Annotated in this window: 3 protein-coding genes and 1 pseudogene; 2 read left to right on the top strand and 2 right to left on the bottom strand. The window is 70.0% G+C overall.

The window, feature by feature from the left end; genetic code table 11:
* Positions 1 to 260 precede the first annotated feature (260 nt).
* A pseudogene (locus tag ACFU74_RS35780) lies at positions 261 to 404 on the top strand (YccF domain-containing protein); the annotation flags it as partial.
* On the opposite strand, the gene ACFU74_RS35785 reads toward ACFU74_RS35780, so the two are convergent.
* Together ACFU74_RS35785 and ACFU74_RS35790 are read right to left on the bottom strand one after the other, a co-directional pair.
* Entirely contained in the window at positions 367 to 2325 is a 1959-nt protein-coding gene (locus ACFU74_RS35785; RefSeq protein WP_380764303.1) for a recombinase family protein, read from the bottom strand. The pseudogene ACFU74_RS35780 and the gene ACFU74_RS35785 overlap by 38 nt on opposite strands.
* An 804-nt stretch (positions 2326 to 3129) precedes the next feature.
* Positions 3130 to 3687 carry a helix-turn-helix domain-containing protein gene (locus ACFU74_RS35790; RefSeq protein WP_380764304.1) on the bottom strand — a complete coding sequence of 186 codons (558 nt, stop codon included), beginning with the start codon at positions 3685 to 3687 and terminating at the stop codon, positions 3130 to 3132.
* A 182-nt stretch (positions 3688 to 3869) separates the two neighbouring features.
* On the opposite strand from ACFU74_RS35790, the gene ACFU74_RS35795 reads away from it, so the two are divergent.
* Complete coding sequence (locus ACFU74_RS35795) at positions 3870 to 4862, top strand: DUF2637 domain-containing protein (RefSeq protein ID WP_380764305.1); 993 nt, start codon at positions 3870 to 3872, stop codon at positions 4860 to 4862.
* Positions 4863 to 5326 lie beyond the last annotated feature (464 nt).

Raw genomic sequence — 5326 nt, forward strand, 5'->3', positions numbered from 1 at the left:
GGCCCCCCCCGGGCTGCCGCCCGCCGCGGGCCCGCCGGGGGGGGGACGGCGAATCCGGGTCGAATTCCCCCACCGGTTGCTACGTGTTCGAACTCAACCGGCCGCCGGTCACCGGCCGTGGGGCGGGGCCGGTCTCCTCCGTGAGGAGGGGGCGTACCCGGAGCGGTCCCTGAGGTGCGGCCCTGACGTGCGTAGACATGGCGGGCGGCGGGCATCGGTGGTCGTAGGGGGCAGTCGTCGTACGTGAGAAGGTGCCAGGCATGAAGGTGATCGGATTCCTGCTGAATGTGCTCTGGCTGGTCTTCTGCGGGTTCTGGATGGCGGTCGGCTATGTGATCGCGGGGATTGTCTGCTGCGTTCTGATCATCACGATTCCCTTCGGGACCGTTCTTCGTCGCTCAGCATCACGCGGGGATCGACTCGGCCTTCGATTCGCATAGGCGGGAGGAGGTCGACCACGGGCAGCGGTACTCGTTCCACCTTCGCGAGAGCCTCGTCCACCTCGGCCCAGATGCCCCGCATCACCCACTCGTTGAAGTACTTCGAGGCGGTGCTCGTCGAGCCGTACTCCTCGCGGAGCGTCGGCCAGGATGCGCCGGTTCGGGCCTTGGCGAAGATCGCGTCGACCGAGCGGCGCACGCGGTCGCGTCGGCCGGCGGGGAGCAGATGGGAGACCAACGCCCACTGCTCGTCCGACAGGTCGGCCGCCGGGACGTTCACTCCGGCCGCCTTGTACCAGGACTGCACGGTGCAGACGTGGCCTCCGGATCGCATCGGCACCGGCCCCTCGATGAACACCTTCACGTCGAGCAGACCGAGCACCTCGCTCTGCTCCTCCAGCTTCATGTCCACCAGCTGATGCTGAGCCAGGTTGGCCAGTGCCTTGAGGTCGCGGGCCCGGCGGTCGGCCTCCTCGACCTCGGCCAGCCAGGCGGCGGCCTCGGCACGCATCTCCTCCAGCTGCTGCAGCTCCTCGTTGAGGGCCGTTGTCGCGGTGGCGATGGCGTCCGGGGACTGCTGCTGCTTGGCGGCAGCCACGATCACGGCGGCGATGGACGCCTTCATGGTGTCGATCTGCCGGTCGAGGCCGGCGATCCGCTCGGCGTGCGCCTCCTGATCGCCGTCGGACATGCCGACCCACTCGGCGGCCAGCGCCTCCAGCTTCCGCGAGTCGCCGAGCAGGGTGACGACCTCCGACCAGACGCGCTCCTCCACCGCCGCGGCGTCCACGTACGAGCAGTCGCAGACCCCCTGGCCGGGCACGGTGTCGGCCTTGCCACTACAGCGATAGTTGCGACGACCGTACGAGAGGGACTCGCGGCTGATGCCGGTGTACGGCGCCTTGCAGAGGCCGATCAGCCGGCCCGTGAGCGGGTAGACCGCTCGGTTGCGGCCGCTGGTCTTCGCGCGGGCCGCGACCTTCCGGCGGAGCGTGGCGGCCTCGTCCTCGGACAGGATGCGGGGGAGCGCGATCGTCACCGACTCGCCCCACAGTGGCCTGCCGTCAGCGTCGGTCTTGGCGTGTGCGCCGCGGAAGATCAGCTCGGCGTCGAGCACCGCCCGGGACATGATCCGATCGCGGAGATTGGCCACCGACCACGGACGTCCCGAACGGCAGGTGATCCCTTCGGCGTTGAGCCGGATGGCGGCCTGCCGCAGGTTCAGCCCTTCGATCACCACCATGCCGTGAACGCGCTGCACGACGGCACGCTCGACTTCGTCGACGACCAGCCGCGACTCGCCCTTGATGCCCTTCGCCTCGATCCGGTAGCCGTACGGGGGCCGGCCGCCGATGTGCGGCGAGCCGGGATCCTCGGCCTTCTCCTGGAGGCCGCCCTGGGTGCGCGACCGGATGTTCTCCCACTCGGTCTCGGCGTAGTCGGCCTCTCGCCGCATCTGCGCCCGGCCCTCGGGGGTGGTGTTGTCGATGTTGCGGTTGGTGATGGCGACGAAGATCCCCATGTCCTCCAGCGCCCAGACCCAGCGCCAGAAGGCCCGGCCGACACGGCCGATGCGGTCACCCTTCTCCACCACGACGAGGTCGAACCCGCCGAGCTTCGCCTGCTCCATCAGCCGGTCGAAGTCCGGGCGTTCGCCCATCTCCTTGGAGCCGGAGACGCCCTCGTCCTTGTACGTGCCGACGTGCCCCCAGCCCTTGTTCGCGATGTGGCGGCTGTTCTTGCGCGCCTGGCTGGCGATGCCGTAGCCGAGCTTCTGTTCCTCGGTGCTCACCCGGAGGTAGTCCACGGCCCGGAGGGCACGCGGCGTTGTGGCGCGGGCGACCGTAGCGGTCGCGGTGCGTAGGCGTGTGCTTGGATTCGTCACGTCGACTCCTGGACAGTCGGCCGGCCCCGGGACGGTTGCAGCCGTCGCCGGGGCGCTCAATGTGGGGCGAGGGTATGCGAATTACTCGCGGCTTGCTGCGGTTTCCGCGCGAGCGCGCGGACTTGCTGGGCGCGGACCGAACAGCAGGCGCAGGAGGCGGACGCGCTCGGCTGGTGTCAGATCGGCTCCCTGTGACCACGTCACGGAGATCGTGGGCTGCTGGCTGCCCGCAGGGCGATTGCCCACGCGCGGCCGGCCGATCGAGGGGGCGGCACTGGTGAGGCACTTCGGCTGAGAGAACTGGGCGTTGGTGATGGGACTCCTTGGGCAGCGGAAACAGTGGCGGGGGAGTGGATGGCCTCGCTGGGGTAATGGCGATGCGGCCTTGTCCAGGCAGATGGCAGGCCAGAGAAGCTGCGGCCGGTTCGGGGTAAGGCGGCATCCCGGGACGGCGGCAGATGGGGAAGACCGTTAGATCGATCTGGGAATTTCGGCAGTGAACGCCGACGCCGGAGGGGAGCGCCGGGGCAGGGCCGGCGCGATCACCGCGCAGTGTGAGGTGGTGTGGTGGTGGTGAGTGGTAGGCGGCACGCGGTTCCTTCCTCGGTGGCTGGCGGGCCGTAGCCCTGCACTGGGGTCGACGGTGGTGGGGATGGGTGTGGCAGCAGGGTGGCCGCGATGGTGGATGGTGGCTCGGCTTTCCGGTCGCGCCAAGCGGCGGTCACTGCCTGCGGTGCCAGCACGGTAGGCGGCGTTCGGCTCGGAACCCAGAACGATCTTGATCGAGCCCTGGGGCTGCTCGGGCTACTCCTGGGGCGTGGGATCCGACGGCTGCTCTGCCTGCTGGAAGGCCGGGTAGCGCAGGAAGACCATGGGGCTCTCGCGGACGGGGCCGCGGCGGCGGTTCTCCTCGGTGAGGGCGCGGGCAATGCGGTCGTTCAGCTCCTTCGCGTGCTGGGGGAACATCGCGTTGTACTGGTCGACGGCCTTGAATACCGAGCTGGTGCTCTGCATGAGGTCGAGCAGGAAGCGGTATCGGGCGACCACCTCGGTGGTGAGCTGGGCAATGTGCTTGTCGGAGGAGGCCTCGGGCGGGCCGAGGAACTCCTCCAGGGGCAGGCCGAAGACCTTGGCGAAGCCGATCGCCTCGTCGAGGTTGATCCGGCGGCGGGGCTCGCCGCTCTCGATCCGCCAGACGGAGGACTGGTTGATCGGGTAGCCGGCGGCGGTCATCCGCTTGGCGAGTTCGCCGGTGCTCCAGCCCAGGTACTCGCGCTCCAGCCGGACCCGCTCGGCGGCGTGCTCCTCGCTGAGCGCAGGAGTGGCCGGGGCGCCTTCCGGCTGGCCGGACTGGTCGGACATCCGATTCACCTCGCATCGGGTTGCAGTGGTTCTTGCATTGGGGTGGTGGGCATGCTACGTTAACCCACCTTGAATGGCAAGTCCATTCAAAACGCATCATCGCCCTATCTTGGGAGCCCACCACGACCACCGCCGCACCAGCACTCTCCGTCCACGCCGCGCCACAGGACCGTGCAACCCGTGTGACTGTCTGGGACCGCCTGGCCGTCGCCCTGATCGGCGCGGCCGGGTTCGCCCTGTCCTTCGACGCCCTGCAGCAGATGGCCGTTGCCATCCGCGTGCGCGGCCCGCTGACCTACGTCTTCCCCTTCACTCTCGACGGGTTCATTGCCTACGGTGTGCGCGCACTGCTCGTCCTGCGCGCCGCCCCGCTGGCGGCGCGCGCCTACGCCTGGTGCCTGTTTGCCGGCGCGACCGCTTCCAGCGTGTGGGCCAACGCCCTGCACGCCGTTCGCCTCAACCACCTGCTCGACCACAGCGGCGGGCTGAGCCTCGGCGACACCGTCGTCGGCGTGCTGTCCACCCTCTCGCCGCTCGCCCTCGGCGGCGCGGTCCACCTCTACATCCTCATCGCCCGCCACACCGCCACGCCCTCGTTCGGCGGTGCCTCTGCCGGTCATGCGGCATCCACTTCGGTCCAACCGGACGGCCCGAGCGGTCCGGACCAAACATCGGCGCTCCCTCACGCGGACCGAGGTTCGTCCGTCCGCAGCGCCAGCGGTCGGTCCGGCGGCCCTTCTACCGACCGCGGACGGTCCGCTCTCGTCGAGCTGGACGGTCCGGACGCCCCTGCCTTTGGCGCGGTGTCCATCGGCGTCGCCGAGCGCCGGTCCGGCGATACCGGTGCCGGTCCGAACCTGGACGGGTCGGCAGAACTCCCCGTCGCCGGGTCGCGGACCGACGACCGGCTTCCAGAGCTGGATGGGCTGGACCTTGCGGACGGCGATGGCCCGGCGCGGCGGACAGGGCGGCCTCCGGGCGCCTCGATGGACCGGCTGCTGGAGGTCAGCCGTCCGGTGGTCCGGGCTCACGGCCGCCCCAGCCGGTCGGTCGTCGAGCGCGCGGTCCGTGAGGCCGACCTGCCGCTCGGCAGTACCCGCTTCACGGTCCTGATGGACGAACTCCGCAAGGAGTTCCCGGACGATCAGGTCCGCCACCACCCGCCAGTCGACTGACCCGTCCCCGGTGACCGATCGGATCGGTCCGGTCGGTCACCCGGACTTCTGCCGATGGGCAGAAGTCTCACCGCCCAGGCACGACCACAGTGGTCCGGCACGGACGGGACCAGAATCCCGCAGGACACCCACCGGACCGTTTCCCGCCGGTCCGGTGAGATCGGACCAGTCCAAGAACCGCCCGAGCTGTGGATCGGACCAGCCTCCCTCTCCGAGCGCCCACCGGACCATCTCTGCCGGACCGGGAAACGCCCTTTCTACCCCCGAACTCCGGCATCGCCAATCCGGGCGCCGTCCGGACCCTGCACCCCTCGACCCCACCATCCCCGGAGCATCCCCTGACCGACACCCGACCCGCACCGCACGACCGCGCGACCAGCGCCGTAACGTCGCCGGCCCGCAACGGAGGCGACCACCCCCAGGCCAACAGCGGAGCAAGCAAGTGGCTGCGCCCGTCCTACGGA

The organism is Kitasatospora sp. NPDC057500 (assembly GCF_042802195.1).
Lineage (GTDB): Bacteria > Actinomycetota > Actinomycetes > Streptomycetales > Streptomycetaceae > Kitasatospora.